Source organism: Rhizobium sp. SVR5-2C, assembly GCF_056755115.1.
Map to the genome: position 1 here is coordinate 37,399 of NZ_JBNDHT010000028.1, position 22,934 is coordinate 60,332.

Sequence of the window (22,934 nt, forward strand, 5' to 3'; positions counted from 1 at the left end):
GTTGAAGAACAAAAGCCGCCATGGCCTGGAGGTGGACCACGGCGGCTTTAAATGGGGACAAAGGCCCGGAGAGGGGGATAAGGCCTTTGTCCAAGTCTGATGCGGCGGGGGACAAGCCGGTGATCAGACCCTCGGCGCGATCAAACGCCGGTAGATCTGATTTGTGACCGGGAATGTGGTTTTTCAAGGGAAGTCGGCCGAACTGCTAATTACAAATTGGTAACAGTTCGGTGAGCCATGAAATCGCGTGCTGCCGAACTTTATATGGATTTCGCCGGGCCGCCACGCTATCCATGCAACCATGAAAAAAGGCGATCATCTCTTCCTCGTTGACGGCTCGGGTTTCATCTTCCGGGCGTTCCATGCCCTGCCGCCGCTGACGCGCAAATCCGACGGCCTGCCGGTCGGCGCCGTCTCCGGCTTCTGCAACATGCTATGGAAGTTGTTGACCGATGCGCGCGATACGTCGGTCGGGGTCCCGCCGACGCATTTTGCGGTTATCTTCGATTATTCCGCAAAGACCTTCCGTAAGGATCTGTTCGATGCCTACAAGGCGAACCGTTCCGCACCGCCCGATGAGCTGATACCGCAGTTCGGGCTAATCCGCGAAGCAACGCGCGCCTTCAACCTGCCCTGCATCGAGACGGAGGGCTTCGAGGCAGACGACATCATCGCCACCTATGCCCGGCAGGCGGAAGCGGCCGGCGCTGACATCACGATCGTCTCTTCGGACAAGGATCTGATGCAGCTCGTCACGCCGAATGTCCACATGTACGACAGCATGAAGGACAAGCAGATCGGCATTCCGGACGTCATCGAGAAATGGGGCGTGCTGCCCGAAAAGATGATCGACCTGCAGGCGATGACCGGTGATTCGGTCGACAATGTCCCCGGCATTCCCGGCATCGGCCCGAAGACTGCAGCACAGCTTCTTCAGGAATACGGCGACCTCGACACGCTTCTGGACCGTGCGCACGAGATCAAGCAGGAAAAGCGCAGGCAGACGATTCTGGAAAATGCCGACAAGGCGAGGCTTTCGCGCGAACTGGTCAGGCTGCGCACCGATGTGCCGCTAGAGCTTGGCCTGGATGACCTCGTTCTCGAAGTGCAGAACGGCCCGAAGCTGATCGGCTTCCTCAAGGCGATGCAATTTAACTCGCTGACGCGCCGCGTGGCGGACGCTTGCGATTGCGATGCGAGCGCCATCGAGGTGGCCGACGTGAAGGTCGAGTGGGGTCCTGCCGCACGCGGGCCCGATCTCGATGCGGCTGAACCGGAACCGGTTGCGGGCGGCATTCCTGACATCGAGGGTCCATCAGTGCCGGTTCCAGGCAGAGCGAAGCCGGCGGCGCGCGGCTTCAGCCCGGCCGACCTTGCCAATGCTCGAGCCGCAACCTTTGCGACCCTGCCGTTCGATCGCTCTTCCTATGTGACGATCCGCGACCTCGCGACGCTCGATCAATGGATTGCCGATGCCCGGGACACCGGCCTGGTGGCTTTCGAAACGCAGACGACGTCGCTTGATGCGATGCAGGCCGAGTTGGTCGGCGTCGCGATGGCGATTGCCGACAATGAAAAGGACCCGGCGGGCGCACGGATCCGGGCGGCCTACGTGCCGCTCGGGCATAAGAGTGGCGTCAGCGATCTTCTCGGCGGTGGGCCGGCGATCGACCAGATCCCGATGCGGGATGCTTTGCCACGGCTAAAAGCGCTACTTGAGGACGAGTCCGTTCTCAAGATCGCGCATGACCTGAAATACCATTACCTGCTGATGAAGCGTTATGGCGTCGAAACCAAGAGCTTCGACGACGCGATGCTGATGTCCTATGTGCTCGACGCCGGACCTGGTGGCCATGGCATGGACGCGCTTGCCGAGAAATTCCTCGGCCATAATCCGATCACCTACAAGGACGTGGCAGGCAGCGGCAAGGCGAACGTGATATTCGACCTCGTCGATATCGATCGCGCAACGCAGTATGCCGCCGAAAACGCAGATGTGACGCTCCGGCTTTGGAGTGTGCTGAAACCGCGGCTCGCCGCAACCAGACTGACAGCCGTCTACGAGCGCCTGGAGCGGCCGCTGCTGCCGGTTCTGGCGCGTATGGAGGAGCGCGGCATCACCGTCGACCGGCAGATTCTTTCCCGCCTTTCGGGCGAACTGGCCCAGGGCGCCGCCCGGCTGGAAGACGAAATCTACACGCTGGCCGGCGAGAAGTTCACGATCGGCTCCCCGAAGCAGCTTGGCGATATTCTCTTCGGCAAATTGGGCCTTGCAGGCGGCAGCAAGACGAAGACCGGGCAATGGTCGACTTCGGCGAGCGTTCTGGAAGATCTGGCCGCTGCCGGTTTCGAGCTGCCGCGCAAGATCGTCGATTGGCGTCAGCTGACCAAGCTGAAATCCACCTATACCGATGCGCTGCCGGGATACGTGCATCCGCAGACGAAGCGCGTCCATACGTCCTATTCGCTCGCCTCAACGACAACGGGGCGGCTTTCGTCCTCCGAACCGAACCTGCAGAACATTCCGGTGCGCACCGCCGAAGGTCGCAAGATTCGCACCGCCTTCATCTCCACCCCCGGCCACAAGCTGGTTTCGGCGGACTACAGCCAGATCGAGCTGCGCGTGCTTGCCCACGTCGCCGAGATCCCGCAGCTGACACAGGCATTCGCTGACAGTATCGATATTCATGCAATGACCGCCTCCGAAATGTTCGGCATTCCGGTCGCCGGCATGCCATCCGAGGTGCGCCGCCGGGCCAAGGCAATCAACTTCGGCATCATCTATGGCATTTCCGCCTTCGGTCTTGCAAACCAGCTCTCGATCGAGCGGTCGGAGGCGGGCGATTACATCAAGAAATATTTCGAACGCTTCCCCGGCATCCGCGACTACATGGAGAGCCGGAAGCAGATGGCGCGCGACAAGGGCTATGTCGAAACCATCTTCGGCCGGCGAATCAACTATCCGGAGATTCGCTCGTCCAATCCTTCAGTGCGCGCCTTCAACGAGCGTGCCGCAATCAATGCGCCCATCCAGGGCTCGGCGGCCGATATCATCCGCCGGGCCATGATCAAGATGGAACCGGCCCTTGCCGAAGCGGGCCTCGCTGATCGGGTGCGTATGCTCTTGCAAGTGCACGACGAACTGATTTTCGAAGTCGAGGACAGCGACGTCGAAAAGGCGATGCCGACCGTCGTTTCCGTTATGGAAAATGCCGCCATGCCTGCTCTGGAAATGCGGGTGCCCTTGAAGGTCGACGCACGCGCCGCGACCAACTGGGACGAAGCGCACTAAGCGCTTCGTCCGTCTAGCCTCAAAGATTTTTCTTTGAGGCTAAAACATTGCAAACGCTGGCTATTGTGTTCCATTTGCGTGTCACTTTGATGCGGCTGGAAGGAACTTGTTAACCTTCATTTTCTAATCCCATCGGGTCAGAAATTAAGTGAGCAGGTAGCGGTCGCATGCGTTTTCCCAGAACGAACTTGACGGATGCCGGAGACTTTCCTTCTTCGGAGACAGACGTAGAGCATGCGGGCGAAGAAGCGTACGTTCCTCCGGCCGCTCCGATCTGGCAGAGCAATTTCACGCTTGCGCCGAACGTGCGCTTTACGCGCACGCCCGAAAACCTGATCAGCAAGCGCCGCATGGCCGAAGAGCCGATCAGCAAGCATCGCACTCCGACCGAGCCGGTACAGCCGGATCGCGAGGAAATCGTCGAACAGCAGGCTATTCATGTCGAGCCCGCCGCGCCGATCAGGGTCGACGTGCCGTTCGACATTTACCTGCCGGAAGCCGAGCCGTCTGTTCCGCACGTCGTTCATGTTGCGGAGGTTGCCGAAGTTCGGACCGACCTGGAATTCCGTGCATCATCTGAGCTTTCAGCCATTTCCGACTTCGCCTTCTGGGAAGTCATGGCCTTCGAGGAGGCTGTTGCTTCCGCCCCGGTTGTCGTTCCGCCTGTTGCAGTGCGGAAGATCGAGATCTCGCCGGAGGCGATCGTATCGCGCTTCCGCGTGATGGAATGGCGCCCTGGAGGGCAATTGCGAGAGCCGATTATTATACCGGCTGCGGCACCTGCCGCTCCTTCGCCGATAGAGTCCAGCCCGCACGAAGCTGCGCCCGCGGCCAGCCCGGCTGCCACTCCGGAGATTCTAGCAATCCAGCCGATCGCACCGATGCCGACGCGCGTGCACGCAGCCGCACCGCTTGCCCCTGCGCCGCGCGCAGTAACGCAGAAAGTCATCCCGGCAAACATCGACCCGTCCGGCTACGAATTTCCGTCACGGTCGCTGCTGCAGGAGCCGCCCGAGCGTTTCGGCGAGATCATGTCGCAGGAAACGCTGGAGCAGAATGCAGGGTTGCTTGAAAGCGTGCTGGAGGACTTCGGCGTCAAGGGTGAAATCATCCATGTCCGTCCCGGTCCGGTCGTCACGCTTTACGAATTCGAACCCGCGCCCGGCGTGAAGTCGTCGCGCGTCATCGGCCTTGCCGACGATATCGCCCGCTCGATGTCGGCGCTGTCGGCGCGCGTTGCCGTCGTTCCCGGCCGCAACGTCATCGGCATCGAACTGCCGAACGCGGTGCGCGAAACGGTCTACTTCCGCGAGATGATCGAAAGTCCCGATTTCGAGAAGAGCGGCTACAAGCTCGCCCTTGGTCTCGGCAAGACGATCGGCGGCGAGCCGGTGATCGCGGAGCTGGCGAAGATGCCGCACCTGTTGGTCGCCGGCACCACCGGCTCCGGCAAATCCGTCGCCATCAACACGATGATCCTTTCGCTGCTCTACCGCATGACGCCGGAGCAGTGCCGGTTGATCATGGTCGATCCGAAGATGCTGGAGCTTTCCGTCTATGACGGCATCCCCCACCTGCTGACGCCTGTCGTCACCGATCCGAAGAAGGCCGTCATGGCCCTCAAATGGGCCGTGCGCGAGATGGAGGAGCGGTATCGCAAGATGTCGCGTCTCGGCGTGCGCAATATCGACGGCTACAACGGCCGTGTGGCCCAGGCCCGCGAAAAGGGCGAGACGATCCACATCATGGTCCAGACCGGCTTCGACAGAAGCACGGGCGCGCCGATCGAAGAACAGCAGGAAATGGACCTGACGCCGATGCCCTACATCGTCGTCATCGTCGACGAGATGGCCGACCTGATGATGGTCGCGGGCAAGGAGATCGAAGGCGCAATCCAGCGGCTTGCCCAGATGGCGCGCGCTGCTGGCATTCATCTGATCATGGCGACGCAGCGTCCGTCCGTTGACGTCATCACCGGCACGATCAAGGCCAATTTCCCGACCCGCATCTCCTTCCAAGTGACATCGAAGATCGACAGCCGCACGATCCTTGGCGAACAGGGCGCCGAGCAGTTGCTCGGCCAGGGCGACATGCTGCACATGCAGGGGGGCGGCAGGGTTTCCCGTGTCCATGGGCCGTTCGTCTCCGACCACGAAGTCGAAAAGGTCGTCGCACATCTGAAGACCCAGGGCCGTCCGGAATATCTCGAGACCGTCACGGCCGACGAAGAGGAAGAGGACGAGGTCGAAGACGGTGCCGTCTTCGACAAGAGCGCAATGGGCTCGGAAGATGGCGATGAGCTCTACCAGCAGGCGGTCAAGGTCGTGCTGCGCGACAAGAAGTGCTCGACCTCCTACATCCAGCGCCGCCTCGGCATCGGCTACAATCGCGCCGCTTCGCTTGTCGAGCGCATGGAGAAGGAAGGCCTCGTGGGCCCTGCAAACCACGTCGGCAAGCGCGAGATCGTTTCGGGGCGAGGAGATGGCGAGTAGAGCGATAACGGATTCGTCGAGGACCTGGCCCCCTCATCCGACCCTTCGGGCCACCTTCTCCCCGCTGGGGAGAAGGGACTTGCGGCATACTCGACATCCCCCTCTCCCCAAGGGGAGAGGGCAGGGTGAGGGGGCCAAGCTCCGCGACGTCTAAAGTTTGAGCTCAGCCAGCCGCACAGTTTCCACGACAAACTCGCCTTTTCCGCCCGTATAGAAATCCCAGTCGCCGTTGGCCTCGGTCGCCAACTGCCGTTTCAGTGCCGCATACTCCGCTGCCCTCCCGGGATGCGCTCGCAGGTAATCGCGAAACAAAATCCTCTCCCGATGCGCCACGTTGTCCGGCCCGCAAAGATAGAGCCGAAATCCATATCCCTCACGGTCCCGCGTGAAAGCCCAGCGGCCAGCGCCGTGCAGATCGCCGTGAAAGGCGAAATCCCCCATTTGCACTCGTTCGATTGCTGCGGGCAGAACGGCATCGGAAACCATCACGGCATCGAGATCGATCTTCGGCTTGGCGGCAAGACCGGGCACCGCGGTGCTGCCGATATGTTCGACACGGAGCAGGAGATCGCCGAGCCGATCAGAGACCTCCGCGCGCATCTCGGCAAAGAGCAGCGGCCAGGACGGATCGTAATCCACCACTTTAATGGCGCGCATGCTCCTCCCGATCTGATTAGTGCACTTCCTTCAGGAACTCGTTGATCACATCAAGGATCTTGCGCTCGGCCTCTTCAAGCGAGCCGCTGTTGTCCAGTTCGGTCACGTTGTAGTCGCCGCGTACGGTCAGTGGGCCGCGCGCCAGGCGAGCCATGATGTCCTCATGGGTCTCGCGCCCGCGGGTCTCGAGACGGGCAGCCAGAACGTCCGGGCGGGCCGTCACGTTGATGACCTTAAGCCGCGGGAAAACGGCCTTGAAGTGGTGAAGTGCAGAGCGGGAGCCATTGGCGATCACCAGATGGCCCTTGCCCAGCGCAACGGAAACCTCCGCGGGAATGCCGTATTTCAAGCCGTGCGCTTCCCACCATACGGCAAAGCTGCCGGATTGCTCCATCGAGGCGAACCCGGCATCGGAAACGGAGAGATGGCCCTCGCCGCCTGCGCCGCCGTCTCGGGTGATGACACGGCGGACGAAGTGTACGTCGGCGCGGCCTGAAAAATGCTTGGCCGCCAGCGCCATCAGCGTGTCCTTGCCGGCGCCGCTCGGCCCGACGACGACAACCATGATGCCGTGTTCGGTGCCGGGTACTGCGTGGGGTTCGTGCGAGGGGATCATGCGACCCGGCGTCCTTCACGCCACACCGAACGGGTAACCGGCACACCTTCATCGCGGAAAACGCGGACCAGATCGGCACGCAGGCCGGTCTCGATACGGCCACGATCGTTGAGGCTCACCGTGCGCGCCGGCGTTGCCGTCACCATGGCGATTGCCTTCGGCAGCGAGATCGCCTCGACTTCGTCGGCGAGAATGAAAGGTGCGTACAGCAGGCTGAGCGGCACGTAGTCGGAGGAGAGCACGTCGAGCACACCGCGCTCGGCGAGATCACGGGCGGCTATATTGCCGGAATGCGACTTGCCGCGAACGATGTTCGGGGCGCCCATCAGCACGCTCATGCCATGCTCGTGCGATGCCTTGGCGGCATCGAAGCTCGTCGGGAACTCCGCAAGGCGCACGCCGTTTTCGATCGCCTCGTCGACATGGGCAAGCGTTGCGTCGTCGTGGCTCGCAACAGTTATCCCGCGCTCCTTGCAGACCTCTGCAATCGCGGTGCGGTGCGGAGTCGAATTGCGTGCCGATTCGCCGAGGCGCTTCTCGATGAACCGTGCGAACTGTTCGTCCGAAAGGCCGCGCTTCTTCTGGTAGTAGAAGATGTACTGGTCCATCGTCTGGAACTGGCGCTGGCCCGGCGCATGGTCCATCAGCGATACGAGGCGGACGTAGGGATCATTTTCGAAGTCGACGAAATGTTCCAGCACGTTATCGGCCGAAACCTCGCAGCGCAGGTGGATCAGGTGTTCAGCGCGAAGCCGGCCTTGCTCCTCGGCCTTCTGAATGGCGTCGGCCATGTCGCGCATTTCACCATGCTCGAAACCGCCGTCTTCGTCCGCGCCCATGCGCAGGCAGTCGAACACCGTCGTGATGCCTGAAGTGACGATCTGGGCGTCATGGGCCTGGATGGCAGCCGTCTTGTTCCAGCGCAGGCCCGGGCGCGGCGAATAATGGCCCTCGAGGTGGTCGGTATGAAGTTCGACAAGGCCGGGGATCAGGTAATCGCCTTCGAAATCCTCTCCGATTGCCGAATTGCCTTCAGAAATATCGGCAATCTTGCCGTCGCGGATCAAAAGCGAGCCGTCGACGATCTCGTCCTCAAGGACGATGCGTGCGTTGGAAAGGACAGTCTCTCTGGTCATATCGTCGACTTTCAACGTTCGGCGCCGGCAAGCGGCAGCCAGGAATGAATTTTAAACGGCCCGCCCCGCTCTTCCTCAGTGAAGACCGTAAGGCTGGAAATGGAAAGCGGCCGGCCCGTGAAGGCGGCAAAACGTCTTTCCAGGATCGATCTCATCAGCGTCGAGCGCTCTTCTGGTACCTGCCCCGTCAGCGTCATGTGGAAACCGAAGTCCTCCATTACATAGGGATAACCCCACCGCATGAGGTTGGCGCGCTGGCTTTCCGTCAGCTTTTCCGGATTCCTCCTGGCAATGTCGGCTTCAGAAAGGGATGCCCGAAACGGCTCGAACGATTTTACCACGCTTGCAGCGAAATCCTGAAGCGGCGTATGCGGAGAACCCGGGACGAGCGCAAAGAACCGGCCGAGTTGACCGAGGATGAGTTCAGGAATTTCAAACGCCGGCGTGCGGGCGGCGAAATCTTCGACGACAGCCATGAAGTCTTTTTCGGTTACCGAGGAGGCAAGTGCAAAAGGTGCCTTGATCGTCGCATGAAAGCCGTAGCGGCGGGGGTCCGCCGTCAGCTCGAACTGTTCGGCGGCTGGCATCCCTTCTTCTTCAGAAGCCGGATAAGTTTGGCCGGTAAATGCATCGCGACCGAGCCAGATCGAAGCCGCACCGGTCAGGGGATCGTCCTTCGGCGGCGTGAAATAGAGTGCGTAACGCAAGGTCTTGTCCTGAAAATATGTTCAAGTCGGGAGCCGCAATGTCAGCGATTTGGCAGCGCCCCGCAAGCAGGCTCCCGGCTAAAAGATTTCCATGACAGAATGATGATGGCGCGGTGGCGCCAACATCTTTTTTAAGGCGTCTTCGTGCCCATCAGACGATGGCGGAGCGCATTCGAGGCGCCATCGAACAAGAAGATGACGATCAGGATGAGGATCACCATGTAGGCGACGTTTTCCCAGTTGGCGTTGGTGCGCATCGCTTCCCAGAGCTTGAGACCGATGCCGCCGGCGCCGACTGCGCCAATGATCGTCGCGCCGCGCACATTCGATTCCCACTGGTAGAGCGTCTGGCTGACGATGACGGGGATGATCTGCGGGACAACGCCGTAGCGGTGCTCCAGCACAGTGGAGGCCCCGGTCGAGCGCACGCCTTCGCGCGGCTTGTTGTCGATGTTTTCGAGGCCTTCGGAGTAGAGCTTGCCGAGCGTGCCGGTCTCCGTGAGGAAGATCGCACCACTGCCGGCAAGTGGCCCGGGACCAAAGGCACGGGTCAGGAAGAGCGCCCAGATCAACATGTCGACCGAGCGCAGGAAGTCGAAGAAGCGCTTCAGAACCTGATTGAGCGCGCGGCTCGGCGTGATGTTGCGCGCTGCGAGGAAGGCAAGCGGGAAGGCCGCTACAGCGCCAAGCAGAGTGCCCAGAAACGCCATGACGATGGTCTGGAAGAGCTTGGTCCAGACGTCGCCGTGCTGCCATGCGCTGTTGTTCCAGATGTTGTCGAAGGCGAGCGACAGGTTGGACTGCTCGGGATCGATCCGCGGACCAGAAATGATGAGGCCGATCACCTCGCTCGCCGGCTTGTCGAAGAAGGGTGAGTGCGTGTCGAACACGAAGTTCGCCCAACCGAGGAAGCGTTTGCGAACCTTCACGCGGTCGGCCGAGATGCTGACTTCACCGGCAAACCCCAGGTCTGCAAGAACGTTGTCATCATAGACCGTCATCCATGACGGGATCTCTCCTTCGACCTTCAGAGCACCACCGGTAAAGTCGACCGGAACGGTGATCCCGTGCGCCGCGATGATCGTCTGGGTCTTGGAGATCGTGACCGTACGGCTGGTGCCGCTGACGGAAACAGTAAGGCTGCCGTCGGGATTGTTCACGACCCAATCGGGATGCGGATCGTCACCAAGCGGCGAGAAGCGCGGGTATTTGATGGTGATCTTGTCGCCGGAAATGCGGAATTCCGGCTGAACATCGTAGCTCACCCACTGGCTGAGGTAGATCCCGACACGCTCCCAATGGGCTTCGGCGATCATCTTCGGCAGATCAAAGAACCAGACCGCGTAGATGCTGTAGAGCAGCGCTCCGATGAAAAGCATCAAGCCGCCGAAACGTTGCCGGAAGGAGCGATGGAGAACCTCCGGGTACCGCGTTTCGATCTCGTGCATACGGTTTGCGTCGATCACCGTCATGGCAGCCTCAATGTTGCAGGAGGAAAGCGTGCTCGCCGACGAGACGGCGGCGGAGCCAGGCGGAGAACTGGTCGACGGCGACGATGGTCACGAAGAGCAGCAGAACGAGAGCGACGGTCTTTGCGCCGAACCCGCGCGAGATCGAAAGTTTCAGCTCCTCGCCGATACCGCCGCCGCCAACGGCGCCGATGATCGTCGAGGCGCGCACATTGATCTCGAGGCGCAGCAGCGCATAGGAGGCGAAGTTCGGCATGACCTGGGGCATGGCACCGAAGCGCACGCGCTCGAACCAGTTGGCGCCCACCGCCTTCATGCCTTCATCCGGCTTCATGTCGATGTTCTCGACGACCTCGTAGAAGAGTTTTCCGAGCGCACCGATCGTGTGCAAACTGACCGCAATGATCGCCGAGATCGAGCCGATCGAAAGGATTGCCGCGAAAAGACCGGCAATGACGATTTCCGGAAAGGCGCGCAGGAATTCCATGACGCGCTTGGTCGCGATGCGCGGCAGCCAGGAAGGCGTCATGTTGCGTGCGGCGATGAAGCTAAGCGGCGTGGCGAAAATGAATCCGATCAGCGTGGAAACGAGCGCGACGTTGATCGTGGTGATCATCAGCTCGAAGTATTCGGGAATATAGAAGTCGCCCCAGACATAGACACGGCCTTTGGCGAAGTTGAATTCCTCGCCACCCTTGTCGTTGGGGCTCGCTATGTCGAAAAGCGCGCGCCAGACATCGTCCCAGTCCTTCGGAATGAGCCAGTTCAGGAAGTCGAAGAGATGCGGCAGGCGCTCGAAGAAATGCCCGGCATTGCTCTCGTCGGCGAAGCGGACGGAAGCCACGAAGGCGACGAACAGAACGAGCAGGCCGAGACCCGTGTAGAGACGGCGGCGCGCCACCATCTTGCTCCAGGCGTCGCCGATGTCCTTGGCGCTTGGTTGAGCGCCTCGCATGTCGGAATGGGGATCGGCAAAGGTCATGGCATCTTCCGCTCGCTCGCAAGAAAAAGGGCGGCCACGACTGGCCGCCCCGCATTCATACTGGTCGATCAGCCGCCGATGGCAGCCTTACGAACGTCGATAACAGCGTTATAGAAGTCCGGGGTAACCTTGGAGTAGCCCTTGAAGTCGCCGCCTTCGAGAGCGGAGAAGCACTTGGCATCCTTTTCCGGAAGCTTCAGGAAGAAGTCCGTGAGCTTGGTCTGCCATTCAGCGCCGAGAGCGTTGCGAACGACGAGCGGGCCGTTCGGGATCAGCGGCGAACGCCATACTTCAACCAGCTTGTTCGGGTCGACAGCGCCCTTGTCGACTTCCTTGCGGAACGTGCCGGAGGTGTAGCCGTCCATGAAGTCGCCGAGGCCCGAGGAGTCATCGACCGCAACGTCGACCTTGCCGTCATAAGCAGCGAGCAGATTGTTTTCGTGACCGCCGTTAAACTGCGTGGAGGCGAAGAACTTGTCGTTCGGCTCGCCCGTGGTCTTCGGGATCTGCGTCAGCGGAACGAGGTAACCCGAGGTGGAGTCCGGATCGGCGTAGCCAAGCTTCTTGCCCTTGGCGTCCTGGATGGTCTTGATGCCGGAGGACTTCAGGGCGAGACCGATCGAGTAGTAGCCGGTCGAACCGTCAGCCTGCTGAGTGGTCAGGATCGGGGTAACGGCGTTCGGGTCCTTGATGGCGACGGCCGCATAGCCGGAAGCGCCGAGTTCGGCGAAGTCGAGCGTGCCGCCGAGCAGGCCCTGGATGACGCCGTCATAGTCGGCGGCCGGGAACAGCGACACCTTCTCGAAGCCGAATTCCTGCTTCAGGTGATCGGCAAGGCAGGCATAGTTGCGCAGGCGATCGGTTTCGTTTTCCCCGCCGAGAATGCCGACGCGGAATTCCTTGAGGTCCGCAGCAGCGGCAGAGCCGGCAAGCGCCAGAAGCGCCGTGGCGGCAAAGAGTGCTTTCTTCAACATTGGTCTCTCCTGATTGACCGGTATTCCGGTCGTCTTGCTGTTACGAAGAAGTGTGCCCTTGACGCGGGCGCTCGATCGCGGCCGTCCCGTTCAGAGACCGGCCAGCGCCAGCGGTTGCAGGCCGGCGGATGCTTGAGCCGCGGCAGCCGCGGGAATATTGATCGATGTCGAGGTCATGGTTTCATCGATGCCGGCGCCGTCCTTGTCGGTGCCGTAGATTTCCTTGACGGCAGCCGCCGTCAGCTCCGAAGGCTTGCCGTCGAAAACGACGCGCCCGGCTGCCATGCCGACGATGCGCTCGCAGTAATTGCGCGCGGTATCGAGCGTATGCAGGTTGGTGATGACCGTGATACCTTCGCGCTCGTTGATGTCGCGCAGCGCATCCATGACGATCTTGGCGTTCAGCGGATCAAGGGAGGCGATCGGCTCGTCTGCGAGCACCATCTTTGGGTTCTGCATCAAGGCGCGTGCGATCGCCACGCGCTGCTGCTGGCCACCGGAAAGCGTCCCGGCCGTCTGCAGCGCCGTCTGCTCAATCCCAAGGCGCTCCAGAGCCGCAATCGCGTGAATGCGCTCCTCGCGGCTGAAGATATTCAAGAGGCTCAGCATCGTCGGGCGATGGTTGAGACGGCCGAGCATGACGTTGGTAAGAACGTCGAGGCGCGGAACCAGATTGAACTGCTGGAAGATCATCGCGCAGTCGCGCTGCCAGTGGCGCAATGCCTGCCCGCGAAGAGCGGAAACCTCGACACCTGCGAAGTGAATGGAGCCGGATGTCGGCTGCTGCAGGCGGTTGATCATACGCAGGAGGGTGGATTTGCCGGCGCCCGAGCGTCCGATGACGCCGACCATCTGCCCCTGAGGAATTGCCAGTGTCACGGAGTCGACAGCAGTCTTGTTACCAAAGCGGCGGGTGACATCCTTCAGCTCGAACATCATGCTCTTCCTCGCGTTTAAACCAGTGCGCCAGTGCATTAGTCCGGCTTCATGAAGCTCCAATGTCACTTTTATGTAACTGCTGTCACAATTGGCTTCATCGGCAGGTTTCAGTTGCTGTGCCGGCTAAGGAAATCCTCGGCCGAAAGCGTCCGGAAGTCATCGAGTACTGCGCGCAGCTTCGAATGCTCCCAATCCCACCAGGCAAGCTTGTCCATCCGCTCGCCGATTTCCTTGGGAAAGCGCTCGCGAATGAGCTTTGCAGGGACGCCGCCGACGATCGAATAGGGTGCAACATCCTTGGAGACGACCGCACCTGCGCCGATCACTGCGCCGTTGCCGACAGTGACGCCAGGCAGGATGGTGGCCCCATGGCCGATCCAGACGTCATGGCCGATAACCACCCGGTTTGAGCGCCGCCATGCGAAGAAATCGGTGTCCATGTCGGCGTCGGGCCAGTAGTCGGCAGCGCGATAGGTGAAATGGTGCAGCGTCGCCCGCCAGGTCGGATGATTGGTGGCATTGATGCGAACTGCAGCGGCAATATTCACGAACTTGCCGACCGTCGCGCACCAGATCGAGCCATCCTGCATGATGTAGGAATAATCGCCGAATTCGACTTCGCTGATCCGGCAACGTTCGGAGATCTCCGTGTAGCGGCCAAGCATCGTATCGCGGACGGATGCCGTCTCATGAATATAGGGCTTTTCGCCAAGCTTCCGGCTCATGCTGCAATTGCCTTTCGCGGTGAGAACTGCTGGACGTCGAGAATGCGGTCGGCGACAGCCTCGCGCACTTCCTCGTCATGGAAGATGCCGAGCAGGGCAACGCCCGCTTCTTTCTTCTCTTTGATCATGCCGACGACGACGGCGCGGTTCTTCGCGTCGAGCGAAGCTGTCGGCTCATCCAGAAGCAGGATCGAATGATCGGTAATGAAGCCGCGGGCGATATTGACCCGCTGCTGTTCGCCGCCCGAGAAGGTCGCAGGCGGCAGTTGCCAGAGCGCTTCGGGAAGGTTCAGCTTTTCAAGCAGGGCTGCTGCCTTTTGCCGGGCGGAAGCCGCATTCTCTCCGCGAGCAAGCAGCGGTTCGGCAACGACATCGATTGCCGCAACGCGCGGCACGGTGCGCAGGAACTGGCTGACATAGCCGAGCGTATGGCGGCGGACATCGATAACGGTGCGTGGATCGGCGGCCGCGAGATCAACGATACGGCCCTTGTGATTGACGAGGATCTGGCCGGTATCCACGGCGTAGTTGCCGTAGATCATCTTGAGCAGGGAACTCTTGCCGATCCCCGAGGGGCCGCCGAGAACGACGCATTCGCCGGAGGCGACGGAAAAGGCGACATCGGAAACGACCGGCAGTTTGATGCCGTCGCGCAGATGCATGGTGAAGCTCTTCGAGACTTCGGAAACGACGAGGGGCGTTGCCATGATTGTTGCCTTTCAGACCTGAAGGATCGAAGAAACGAGAAGCTGGGTGTAGGGCTCGCGCGGATCGTCAAGCACGCGGTCGGTCAGACCCTGCTCGATCACATAGCCGTCCTTCATCACCATCATCCGGTGGGAGAGAAGACGCGCGACGGCGAGGTCATGCGTGACGATGATCGCCGAAAGGCCGAGATCGTTGACGAGACCGCGAACGAGATCGAGCAGTCGCGCCTGAACCGAGACATCGAGGCCACCGGTCGGTTCGTCCATGAAGACGAGACGCGGGCCGGTGACGAGATTGCGGGCGATCTGAAGGCGCTGGCGCATGCCGCCGGAGAAGGCGCGGGGCTGGTCGTCGATGCGCCCGGCATCGATTTCGACACGTTCCAGCCAATCGATCGCCGTCGAGCGGATCTTGCCGTAATGCCGTTCGCCGACCGCCATCAACCGTTCGCCGACATTGGCGCCGGCCGACACCGTCATGCGCAGGCCGTCGGCCGGATTCTGATGCACGAAACCCCAATCGGTCCGCATCAGGAAGCGCCGCTCGGCCTCGCTCATGTGGTAGAGATCGCGATAGTCTCCGTCGCGCATGTGATATTCGACGCTGCCGGTCGTCGGCATCAGGCGGGTCGAGATGCAGTTGAGCAGCGTCGTCTTGCCGGAGCCGGATTCGCCGACGATGGCGAGCACTTCGCCGGGCCATAGCTCGAAGGAGACATTCCGGCAGCCGATACGGCTGCCATAGAACTTCGAAACGTCGTGGACCTTGAGGAGAGGGGTGTTAGTCATTCCGCAGCCTCCTTCGGCGCAAGCATCTCGCCGGCATGTCCATGCTCGCGGCGGTCTTCGCAATGGTCGGTATCGGAGCAGACGAACATGCGTCCGCCCTTGTCGTCGAGGATCACCTCGTCAAGGTAGACATCCTCCGCGCCACAAAGCGCGCAGGGCTTGCCGAAGCGCTGGATGTCGAAGGGGTAGTCTTCAAAATCGAGGCTGACGACTTCGGTATAGGGCGGTACGGCATAGATGCGCTTCTCGCGCCCGGCGCCGAAGAGCTGCAATGCATCCGACATATGCATTTTCGGATTGTCGAACTTCGGCGTCGGCGAGGGATCCATGACGTAGCGGCCGGCAACCTTGACCGGATAGGCATAGGTCTTGGAGATACGGCCGTTATGGGCGATATCCTCATAGAGCTTCACATGCATCAGGCCGTATTCTTCCAGCGCATGCATCTTGCGCGTTTCGGTCTCGCGCGGCTCGAGGAAGCGGAGCGGCTCCGGGATCGGTACCTGATAGACCAGAACCTGGCCGGCACCGAGCTTTTCTTCCGGAATGCGGTGGCGCGTCTGGATGATCGTCGCATCCTTGGTATGCGTTGTTACCGCGACGTTCGCGACCTTCTGGAAGAAGGCGCGGATCGAGACCGCGTTCGTCGTGTCGTCGGCACCCTGGTCGATGACCTTGAGAACGTCGTCCGGTCCGATGATCGAAGCCGTCACCTGCACGCCCCCCGTACCCCAGCCGTAGGGCATGGGCATTTCTCGCGAGGCGAAGGGCACTTGATATCCGGGAATCGCGATCGCCTTCAGGATGGCGCGGCGGATCATCCGCTTGGTCTGTTCGTCGAGATAGGCGAAGTTGTAGCTGGCGAGATCGGTCATTCGGCGGCTTCCTTGATGTCATCGCCACCATGGTGGGCGGCTTCGAATTCGCGGCGCATGCGGCGGACAAGGTCGAGCTCGGCCTGGAAGTCCACGTAGTGCGGCAGTTTCAGATGCTCGACGAAGCCGGTCGCCTGGACGTTGTCGGAGTGGGAAATGACGAATTCCTCGTCCTGTGCCGGTGCCGTGATGTCTTCGCCGAGCTCCTCGGCCCGAAGGGCACGGTCCACCAATGACATCGACATTGCCTTCCGCTCGCTCTGGCCGAAGACGAGACCATAGCCGCGCGTAAATTGCGGCGGTGCCTTGGCCGAACCCTTGAACTGGTTGACCATCTGGCATTCCGTTACCTGGATCACGCCGAGCGACACGGCAAAGCCAAGCTCCGGCACTTCGAACTCCACTTCGACCTCGCCGATGCGGATTTCGCCGGTGAAGGGATGATTGCGGCCGTAGCCGCGCTGTGTGGAATAGCCGAGCGCCAGGAGGAAGCCCTCGTCGCCGCGCGCGAGCGCCTGAAGACGCAGGTCGCGGGTCATCGGGAATTCCATCGGCTCGCGGGTAAGATCGCCGATCTCGTGATCCTCCGGCAAATCGCCGTCGCCTTCGATCAGGCCTTCCTGGCCGAGGATCTCCGAAACGCGGATGACGCGGCCGGCTTCGGCGGGACGCTGCACAGGTTCCTCGACCGTCTCGTCAGACAGCAGCGAAGGATCTAGCAACCGGTGGGTATAGTCGAAGGTGGGGCCGAGAAGCTGCCCTCCCGGCAAATCCTTGTAGGTCGCCGAGACGCGCCGCTCGATCTTCATTGCGGCCGTGTCGAGCGGCTTCGAATAACCGAAGCGCGGCAGCGTCGTGCGGTAGGCGCGGAGCAGGAAGATCGCCTCGATCATGTCGCCTCGGGACTGGCGGACAGCGAGTGCGGCGAGGGTACGGTCATAGAGGGAGGCTTCCGCCATGACCCGGTCAACGGCAAGTGCCAATTGCGCGACGATCTGGTCGATCCCGATCGCCGGCAGCGAACGGTCGCCGCGGCGGCGGTCGGCAAGCAGGCGATGGGCGTTTTCAATGGCGGCCTCGCCCCCTTTAACGGCAACATACATGGGGTCACATCTCCGTTGCGATAATCTTGGTGGTCCGCGGCAGGCATAGAAAACGGCTGCCCGCCGTCAGCACGAGGTCGATGCCGCGTGGGAAGAGGGCGCGGTTGTCGGCCCAGAGGCGCAGGAAGGTCTCGGGCAGTCCCGCCGGCGCAATTTCCGTCACGCTCTGAATGCCGGGACCCGTCAGCGCCAATCGACGGCCGCCCTCCAGTCCTGCAAGTTCGATGACAAGCGTCGTCGAACGATCGGGGTATTCCTGGGTACCGAGGGCAAACAGCCCAAAGGAGGAAAGCGTCACGCCGCCTTCGATGAAGGCGAAGCGGGCTTCGGCCTTTTCCGGCACGACGGGTGCACCTGTGTGAAAGCCGAGCCATTCGGGCATGGCGGATTTCGCGAGCCCGGAGGAAAGCCAGACCGGTGTATCGTGATCACAGAGGGTCAGCGCAATTGCGCCAGCGGCAATGCCGAGCTGCGCAGGCGGCGCCACTTCGGGTGCAACGGTCTGTATCGTGCCGGGGCGCGCCATGCCGTCCATCAGGATCTTGAAGACGCTCTGAGCGTGGAAGACCGGTTCAGCAAAACCGCCGGTTAGCGCTTCTGTCTTGAGGCTCATCAGTTGTCTCCCCGCACCATGGTGAAGAAATCGACCCGCGTTGCTGCCGTCTCGTCCGCCTTGCGGCGATCGGCATCCGTGACGCGGGCGGCGATAGGCTCAAGCAGCGTCTGCTCGACGAAGCGCTGTGTGGCCGGCTCCTGCCAAAGGGCGTCAAAGATGGCGGCAAGCCGTGCCTTCTCGTGATCCGTTCCGAGCGCCTGCGCATGACCGACGGCGCCGGAGCCGAGCCGGATCGTCGCGCGCGTTACCGTCACTTCGCCGAGATTGAACGGCGCTCCGCCGCCGCCGATGCGGCCGCGCACCATGACGAGGCCGGTTTCCGGCCCGCGCACCGTCTGCACTGCCGGCTTTTCCGCGAGTGCCTCGAAAGCCTCGACGAGCTCATTTCGTTCAGCACGCGCGAGCAGGTCGGCGACGCGCTTGCGCCCGCCTGCCGCCGCCTCATTCTTCTCCGCTAAGGTCATTGCCACATCCTTTAAATGTCTATTGATATAGACAACTATACAAGATATGGTTACGCTTAAATCGCCGACGTGACAAGCGTGTGACATCAAGGGGGCAAAATGGCTGGGCAGGTACAAAGGCAAACTGGGGTGGCGCTCTGGCGCCAGATCGCGGATCGCATCCGTCAGGCGATCAGCGCCGGCGCTTATGACGAAACCGGCATGGTGCCGCCGGAAACGGTTCTGGCGCTCCAGTTCGGCGTCAACCGGCACACGGTACGCAGTGCGCTGGCGGCTCTCGCACAGGAAGGCATCGTGCGCGCCGTGCAGGGGCGCGGCACGCTGATCGAGCGCAAGGAACGGCTGAACTTTCCGATCACACGACGCACGCGGTTCACCACCGGCATCGGCGAGCAGGCACGCGAAATGCGCGGATTGCTGCTTTCCTATTCCGAGGAGAAGGCCGACGCGGAGGTGGCGCGCTGGTTGAAGCTTCGCGAGGGCGAGCCCGTGATCCGCATGGAAACCGTCCGCAAGGCGGACGGTCGCCCGGTTTCATGCGCGACGGCGTGGTTTCCGGCTCGGCGATTTGCCGGCCTGCCGGATGCCTACAAGAGGACCGAGTCGATCACGAAGGCCTTCGCCGAGCTTGGGCTGGCCGACTATGTGCGCGCAACGACCGAGATCACGGCCTCCCATGCCGACGACGCCGACATTGCGGCGCTCGAACTGACGCCCGGTGCGATCGTGCTGATCACCAAGGCGATGAATACCGACCTCGAAGGCATACCTGTTCAATATGCGATCAGCCGGTTTTCCGCCGATAGAGTGCAGTTCACCATTGAAAACTGAAAAGGCCGGGCACAAGCCCGGCCTTCAACACGAGTGCGTGAAGCAATCAGTGCGCGTTCGACATGTCGCCGAGCACTTCCTTGGAAGCGACGGTCGAGTCGGCGTTCAGTTTGTAGACCATGGGTACGCCCGTCGCGAGGTTCAGCGAAAGAACCTGCTCACGATTGAGGCGATCAAGCACCATGACCAGCGAGCGCAGCGAGTTGCCGTGCGCGGCAACAAGCACCTTCTCACCGCGGAGAACGCGCGGAAGAATTTCCATGAGATAATACGGCCAGACACGGGCGCCGGTATCACGCAGGCTCTCGCCGCCCGGAGGCTGAATGTCGTAGGAACGGCGCCAGATATGCACCTGCTCCTCGCCCCACTTGGCGCGGGCATCGTCCTTATTGAGGCCGGAGAGATCGCCGTAGTCGCGTTCGTTCAGGGCCTGGTCGCGGATCGTCTCAAGGCCCGGCTGGCCGACCTTGTCGAGGATGAGCTTCAGCGTGTGCTGGGCGCGCACCAGCACGGAGGTGAAGGCGATGTCGAACTTGATGCCGTAGTCGGCGAGCGCCTGGCCGCCCGTTTTGGCTTCTTCGATGCCGAGTTCGGTAAGGTCCGGATCCTTCCAGCCAGTGAAGAGATTCTTGAGATTCCAGTCGCTCTGGCCGTGGCGAACGAGGACGAGGGTTCCGCTCATCAAATATGTCTCCGTATAAGGTCAGTGTTGGGAGAGCCCGAGCACGTCGAGCATGGAATAAAAACCAGGTTTCTTGTCGCGCGCCCAGAGCGCCGCCTTGAGGGCGCCGCGCGCGAAAATGGAACGATCGGCAGCACTGTGCGACATCGAAACGATCTCGCCTTCACCGGCGAAGAGAACCGAATGCTCGCCGATGACCGAGCCGCCGCGAAGCGTCGCAAAGCCGATCGTGCCGGCTTCGCGTGGGCCGGTATGCCCATCGCGGACACGGACGGACTGTGTGGTGAGATCAATGTTGCGGCCCTTGGCCGCAGCCTCACCCAGAAGCAATGCGGTGCCTGATGGCGCATCGACCTTGCGCTTGTGATGCATCTCGAGGATTTCTATGTCCCACCCGGCGGGATCGAGCGCGCGTGAGGCCTGTTCCACGAAAACGCTGAGAAGGTTCACGCCAAGGCTCATATTGCCGGACTTGACGATGCGCGCATGGCGCGCCGCAGCCTCAATCTTGGCATTGTAGGCCTCTGAACAGCCTGTCGTGCCGACGACATGGACGATGCGCGCCTGGGCAGCAAGGCCGGCAAACTCGACACTGGCGGCAGGTGAGGTGAAGTCGAGTACGCCTTCGGCATGCAGAAACGCCGCGAGCGGATCGTCGCCGATAATCACGCCATTTTGGCCGAGACCGGCAAGCTCTCCAGCATCCCGGCCGACGAAAGGCGAACCCTTCCGCTCGATCGCCGCATGCAGCGTGACACCGTCAATCGAGTCGATCAGGCGGATCAGCGTCTGTCCCATGCGCCCTGCTGCGCCAACCACCACCAGTTTCATCGCAGCATCGCTCATGTCGGTTCACTATCCGTATCAAAGAGAATCCGAGGCGGCAGGCCTCTGAAGATTGTTGAGTCGAGCGTAAAGGCCGTCGCTGAGCTTCGCAAGCGTCTCGTGATTGCCTTCTTCGACGACCCGGCCCTGCTGCATGACGACGATCTTGTCAGCGCGCACCACGGTCGACAGCCGGTGTGCGATGACGACCACGGTACGGCCGGTCATCGCTTCATCGAGCGCCTTCTGCACCGCTGCCTCGGATTCCGTGTCGAGCGCCGACGTGGCCTCGTCGAGAAGCAGGATTGGCGCATTTCGTACCAACGCGCGGGCGATCGACAGGCGCTGACGTTGGCCGCCCGAAAGCGTCACACCGTTTTCGCCGACTGGCGTGTCATAGCCATCGGGTTGCGCAAGGATGAACTCGTGCGCATAGGCGAGCCGCGCAGCTTCCTCCACCTCGGCATCGGAGGCTTCCGGGCGCCCGTAGCGGATATTCTCGCGGATCGTGCCTTCAAAGAGGTATGGCTGCTGCGACACGTAGGCCAGCTGCTCGCGAAGCGACTGCTTGGTGACGTGGGCGATATCCTGACCGTCGACGAAGATCTGTCCGCTCTTCGGGTCGAAGAAGCGCGGAATGAGACTGATGACCGTCGATTTGCCGGCGCCGGATGGACCAACAAGCGCGGTCGTCTTGCCGCCTTCCGCAACAAAACTCACATCGTTGAGGATCGGATCGACACCATAGGCGAACGACACGTTGCGGAATTCGATGCGGGCATCCGTTACCGTCAGGGGCTTGGCGTCAGGCAGATCGCGCTGACGCGGCTCCATGTCGAGCAACTCGTAGACCATGCGGGCATTGACGGCGGCGCGCTCGAGCTGGATCTGCAGTCTTGCAAGGCGCCGGGCAGGGTCGTACGCGAGCAGCAAAGCGGTCACGAACGAGAAGAACGCGCCCGGCGGCACGTTGTGATAGATCGAACGGTAAGCGGCGTAGGCAAGAACGCTTGCAACCGCAAAGCCCGCAAAGGTTTCCGTCATCGGCGCGTTGCGTTCCGAAAGGCGCGCGATCCGGTTTGTGCGGGCTTCCGCGGCCGCGACCAGCTTGTTGAGCTTGCGCTGCAGTTCGCTTTCCATCGTGAAGGCCTTGACGATGGCGATGCCTTGGATCGTCTCTTGCATCGCGCCTAGGACATGGCTGCTCAGATAGATGGCTTCCTTGGTCGCTTGACGCAGGCGCTTGGACAGATATCGCAGTCCATAAAGAAGCGGCGGAGCCAGAATGAAGACGGCGAGGCTGAGCAACGGATCCTGAAAGACCATCACGCCGATCAATGAGATGAAGGTAAGCAAGTCACGCGCGGCCGATGTGATCACCATATTCATGACATCGCGGATGCCGCCGACATTCTGGCTTACTCGAGCGGCAATGTGCGCGGAGCGAGCTTCGTTGTAGAAGCCGACCGAAAGTGTCATCAGGTGAGCGTAAAGGCGCCGCTGATAGCGCGCGACGATGTTGTTGCCGATCCGCGAAAGCGCCACGGCCTGGCCGTAGCTCGCAAAGCCGCGCAGAACGAATGCGAGGAAGATCGAAAGACAGATAATCCAGATCATATCCGCGCGGCGATTGGCGAAAGCCTCGTCGATGATCACCTTCATGATCCACGCGGTGAACGCTGTCGTCAGTGCGACAACGACGAGACAGCTGATCGCAAAAACATAGCCGCCGATATGATCGCGGCCATTTTCGGCGATAATGCGTTTCAGGATGCCCGTCACACTATCGCTACCGACAGCGCTTTGTTTGCTCGCGGATTCCAAAAATACTGCTTCCCGTCTCGGACGTGCGCGGCCGCAAAGCCGCGCGCTTGGGGCGGCTCTATAAAGAGTTACCGCCCGTTTGGCTAGCCGGGCATTAGCGGCGCCAGCGGCGCCCTTCGGTCGAGAGCCCGAAAAGGGCCGGCTCTCGGGCATAGAAGGACAGGCCTGCAAGGGCCGCCAGCGGATGGGTCACGACATAGGTCGGAATCGCTTTCAGCCAGTGCGAATG

21 protein-coding genes and 1 pseudogene are annotated in these 22,934 nt (G+C 61.4%); 3 read left to right on the forward strand and 19 right to left on the reverse strand.

Annotation, left to right across the window (positions count from 1 at the left end; translation table 11 throughout):
• Positions 1 to 301 precede the first annotated feature (301 nt).
• Both polA and ACPYOI_RS10735 read left to right on the forward strand, forming a co-directional pair.
• Positions 302 to 3,292, forward strand: a complete 2,991-nt coding sequence (polA, locus tag ACPYOI_RS10730) for a DNA polymerase I (protein WP_481415675.1) — start codon at positions 302 to 304, stop codon at positions 3,290 to 3,292.
• A gap of 167 nt (positions 3,293 to 3,459) precedes the next feature.
• Positions 3,460 to 5,784: a DNA translocase FtsK gene (locus ACPYOI_RS10735; protein ID WP_481415676.1), complete on the forward strand. Its 2,325-nt coding sequence runs from the start codon at positions 3,460 to 3,462 to the stop codon at positions 5,782 to 5,784.
• A gap of 150 nt (positions 5,785 to 5,934) precedes the next feature.
• Here ACPYOI_RS10735 and ACPYOI_RS10740 read toward each other — a convergent pair whose 3' ends face one another.
• From ACPYOI_RS10740 to phnG, 15 genes are all read right to left on the reverse strand, one after another.
• On the reverse strand, positions 5,935 to 6,441 hold the full coding sequence (locus ACPYOI_RS10740) for a GrpB family protein (RefSeq protein ID WP_481415677.1): 507 nt from the start codon (positions 6,439 to 6,441) through the stop codon (positions 5,935 to 5,937).
• 16 nt (positions 6,442 to 6,457) lie between these two features.
• Positions 6,458 to 7,057 carry a phosphonate metabolism protein/1,5-bisphosphokinase (PRPP-forming) PhnN gene (phnN, locus tag ACPYOI_RS10745; protein ID WP_481415678.1) on the reverse strand — a complete coding sequence of 200 codons (600 nt, stop codon included), beginning with the start codon at positions 7,055 to 7,057 and terminating at the stop codon, positions 6,458 to 6,460.
• Entirely contained in the window at positions 7,054 to 8,193 is a 1,140-nt protein-coding gene (locus ACPYOI_RS10750) for an alpha-D-ribose 1-methylphosphonate 5-triphosphate diphosphatase (RefSeq protein WP_481415679.1), read from the reverse strand. The genes phnN and ACPYOI_RS10750 overlap by 4 nt, the downstream gene beginning before the upstream one ends.
• 11 nt (positions 8,194 to 8,204) lie before the next feature.
• Entirely contained in the window at positions 8,205 to 8,900 is a 696-nt protein-coding gene (locus ACPYOI_RS10755; RefSeq protein WP_481415680.1) for a DUF1045 domain-containing protein, read from the reverse strand.
• Between the two features lie 131 nt (positions 8,901 to 9,031).
• Positions 9,032 to 10,372, reverse strand: coding sequence for a phosphonate ABC transporter, permease protein PhnE (phnE, locus tag ACPYOI_RS10760; protein ID WP_481415681.1), 1,341 nt, complete (start codon positions 10,370 to 10,372; stop codon positions 9,032 to 9,034).
• Positions 10,373 to 10,379: 7 nt separating this feature from the next.
• The gene (gene phnE, locus ACPYOI_RS10765; protein WP_168827888.1) at positions 10,380 to 11,351 is read right to left on the reverse strand and encodes a phosphonate ABC transporter, permease protein PhnE; all 972 of its coding nucleotides are present in this window, start codon (positions 11,349 to 11,351) and stop codon (positions 10,380 to 10,382) included.
• Between the two features lie 68 nt (positions 11,352 to 11,419).
• Positions 11,420 to 12,325, reverse strand: coding sequence for a phosphonate ABC transporter substrate-binding protein (phnD, locus tag ACPYOI_RS10770; protein WP_168827889.1), 906 nt, complete (start codon positions 12,323 to 12,325; stop codon positions 11,420 to 11,422).
• 90 nt (positions 12,326 to 12,415) lie between these two features.
• Positions 12,416 to 13,261, reverse strand: coding sequence for a phosphonate ABC transporter ATP-binding protein (gene phnC / locus ACPYOI_RS10775; protein ID WP_481415682.1), 846 nt, complete (start codon positions 13,259 to 13,261; stop codon positions 12,416 to 12,418).
• A 110-nt stretch (positions 13,262 to 13,371) separates the two neighbouring features.
• Positions 13,372 to 13,989 (reverse strand): DapH/DapD/GlmU-related protein, encoded by a 618-nt coding sequence (locus tag ACPYOI_RS10780; protein ID WP_481415683.1) that lies wholly within the window; start codon positions 13,987 to 13,989, stop codon positions 13,372 to 13,374.
• Positions 13,986 to 14,696 carry a phosphonate C-P lyase system protein PhnL gene (phnL, locus tag ACPYOI_RS10785; RefSeq protein WP_168827892.1) on the reverse strand — a complete coding sequence of 237 codons (711 nt, stop codon included), beginning with the start codon at positions 14,694 to 14,696 and terminating at the stop codon, positions 13,986 to 13,988. The genes ACPYOI_RS10780 and phnL overlap by 4 nt, the downstream gene beginning before the upstream one ends.
• 12 nt (positions 14,697 to 14,708) lie before the next feature.
• Positions 14,709 to 15,485: a phosphonate C-P lyase system protein PhnK gene (gene phnK / locus ACPYOI_RS10790; RefSeq protein WP_481415684.1), complete on the reverse strand. Its 777-nt coding sequence runs from the start codon at positions 15,483 to 15,485 to the stop codon at positions 14,709 to 14,711.
• Positions 15,482 to 16,360: an alpha-D-ribose 1-methylphosphonate 5-phosphate C-P-lyase PhnJ gene (locus ACPYOI_RS10795; RefSeq protein WP_168827894.1), complete on the reverse strand. Its 879-nt coding sequence runs from the start codon at positions 16,358 to 16,360 to the stop codon at positions 15,482 to 15,484. Before ACPYOI_RS10795 ends, phnK begins: the two co-directional genes overlap by 4 nt.
• Positions 16,357 to 17,463 (reverse strand): carbon-phosphorus lyase complex subunit, encoded by a 1,107-nt coding sequence (locus ACPYOI_RS10800; RefSeq protein ID WP_481415685.1) that lies wholly within the window; start codon positions 17,461 to 17,463, stop codon positions 16,357 to 16,359. Before ACPYOI_RS10800 ends, ACPYOI_RS10795 begins: the two co-directional genes overlap by 4 nt.
• Positions 17,464 to 17,467: 4 nt before the next feature.
• On the reverse strand, positions 17,468 to 18,076 hold the full coding sequence (gene phnH, locus ACPYOI_RS10805; protein WP_481415686.1) for a phosphonate C-P lyase system protein PhnH: 609 nt from the start codon (positions 18,074 to 18,076) through the stop codon (positions 17,468 to 17,470).
• On the reverse strand, positions 18,076 to 18,543 hold the full coding sequence (gene phnG / locus ACPYOI_RS10810) for a phosphonate C-P lyase system protein PhnG (protein WP_481415687.1): 468 nt from the start codon (positions 18,541 to 18,543) through the stop codon (positions 18,076 to 18,078). Before phnG ends, phnH begins: the two co-directional genes overlap by 1 nt.
• Before the next feature lie 99 nt (positions 18,544 to 18,642).
• Between phnG and phnF the strand changes: the two genes are divergently transcribed.
• A complete protein-coding gene (phnF, locus tag ACPYOI_RS10815) occupies positions 18,643 to 19,374 on the forward strand; it encodes a phosphonate metabolism transcriptional regulator PhnF (protein WP_481415688.1) in 732 nt (243 codons plus the stop codon).
• A gap of 46 nt (positions 19,375 to 19,420) precedes the next feature.
• Here phnF and ACPYOI_RS10820 read toward each other — a convergent pair whose 3' ends face one another.
• The 4 genes and pseudogenes from ACPYOI_RS10820 to ACPYOI_RS10835 all read right to left on the reverse strand — a co-directional run.
• Complete coding sequence (locus ACPYOI_RS10820) at positions 19,421 to 20,056, reverse strand: 2,3-bisphosphoglycerate-dependent phosphoglycerate mutase (RefSeq protein WP_481415689.1); 636 nt, start codon at positions 20,054 to 20,056, stop codon at positions 19,421 to 19,423.
• A 21-nt stretch (positions 20,057 to 20,077) separates the two neighbouring features.
• Entirely contained in the window at positions 20,078 to 20,902 is an 825-nt protein-coding gene (gene dapB / locus ACPYOI_RS10825) for a 4-hydroxy-tetrahydrodipicolinate reductase (protein WP_481422861.1), read from the reverse strand.
• Positions 20,903 to 20,920: 18 nt separating this feature from the next.
• Positions 20,921 to 22,705, reverse strand: a complete 1,785-nt coding sequence (locus ACPYOI_RS10830) for an ABC transporter ATP-binding protein (protein ID WP_481422862.1) — start codon at positions 22,703 to 22,705, stop codon at positions 20,921 to 20,923.
• Positions 22,706 to 22,799: 94 nt separating this feature from the next.
• Positions 22,800 to 22,934: pseudogene (locus tag ACPYOI_RS10835) on the reverse strand (glucokinase); the annotation flags it as partial.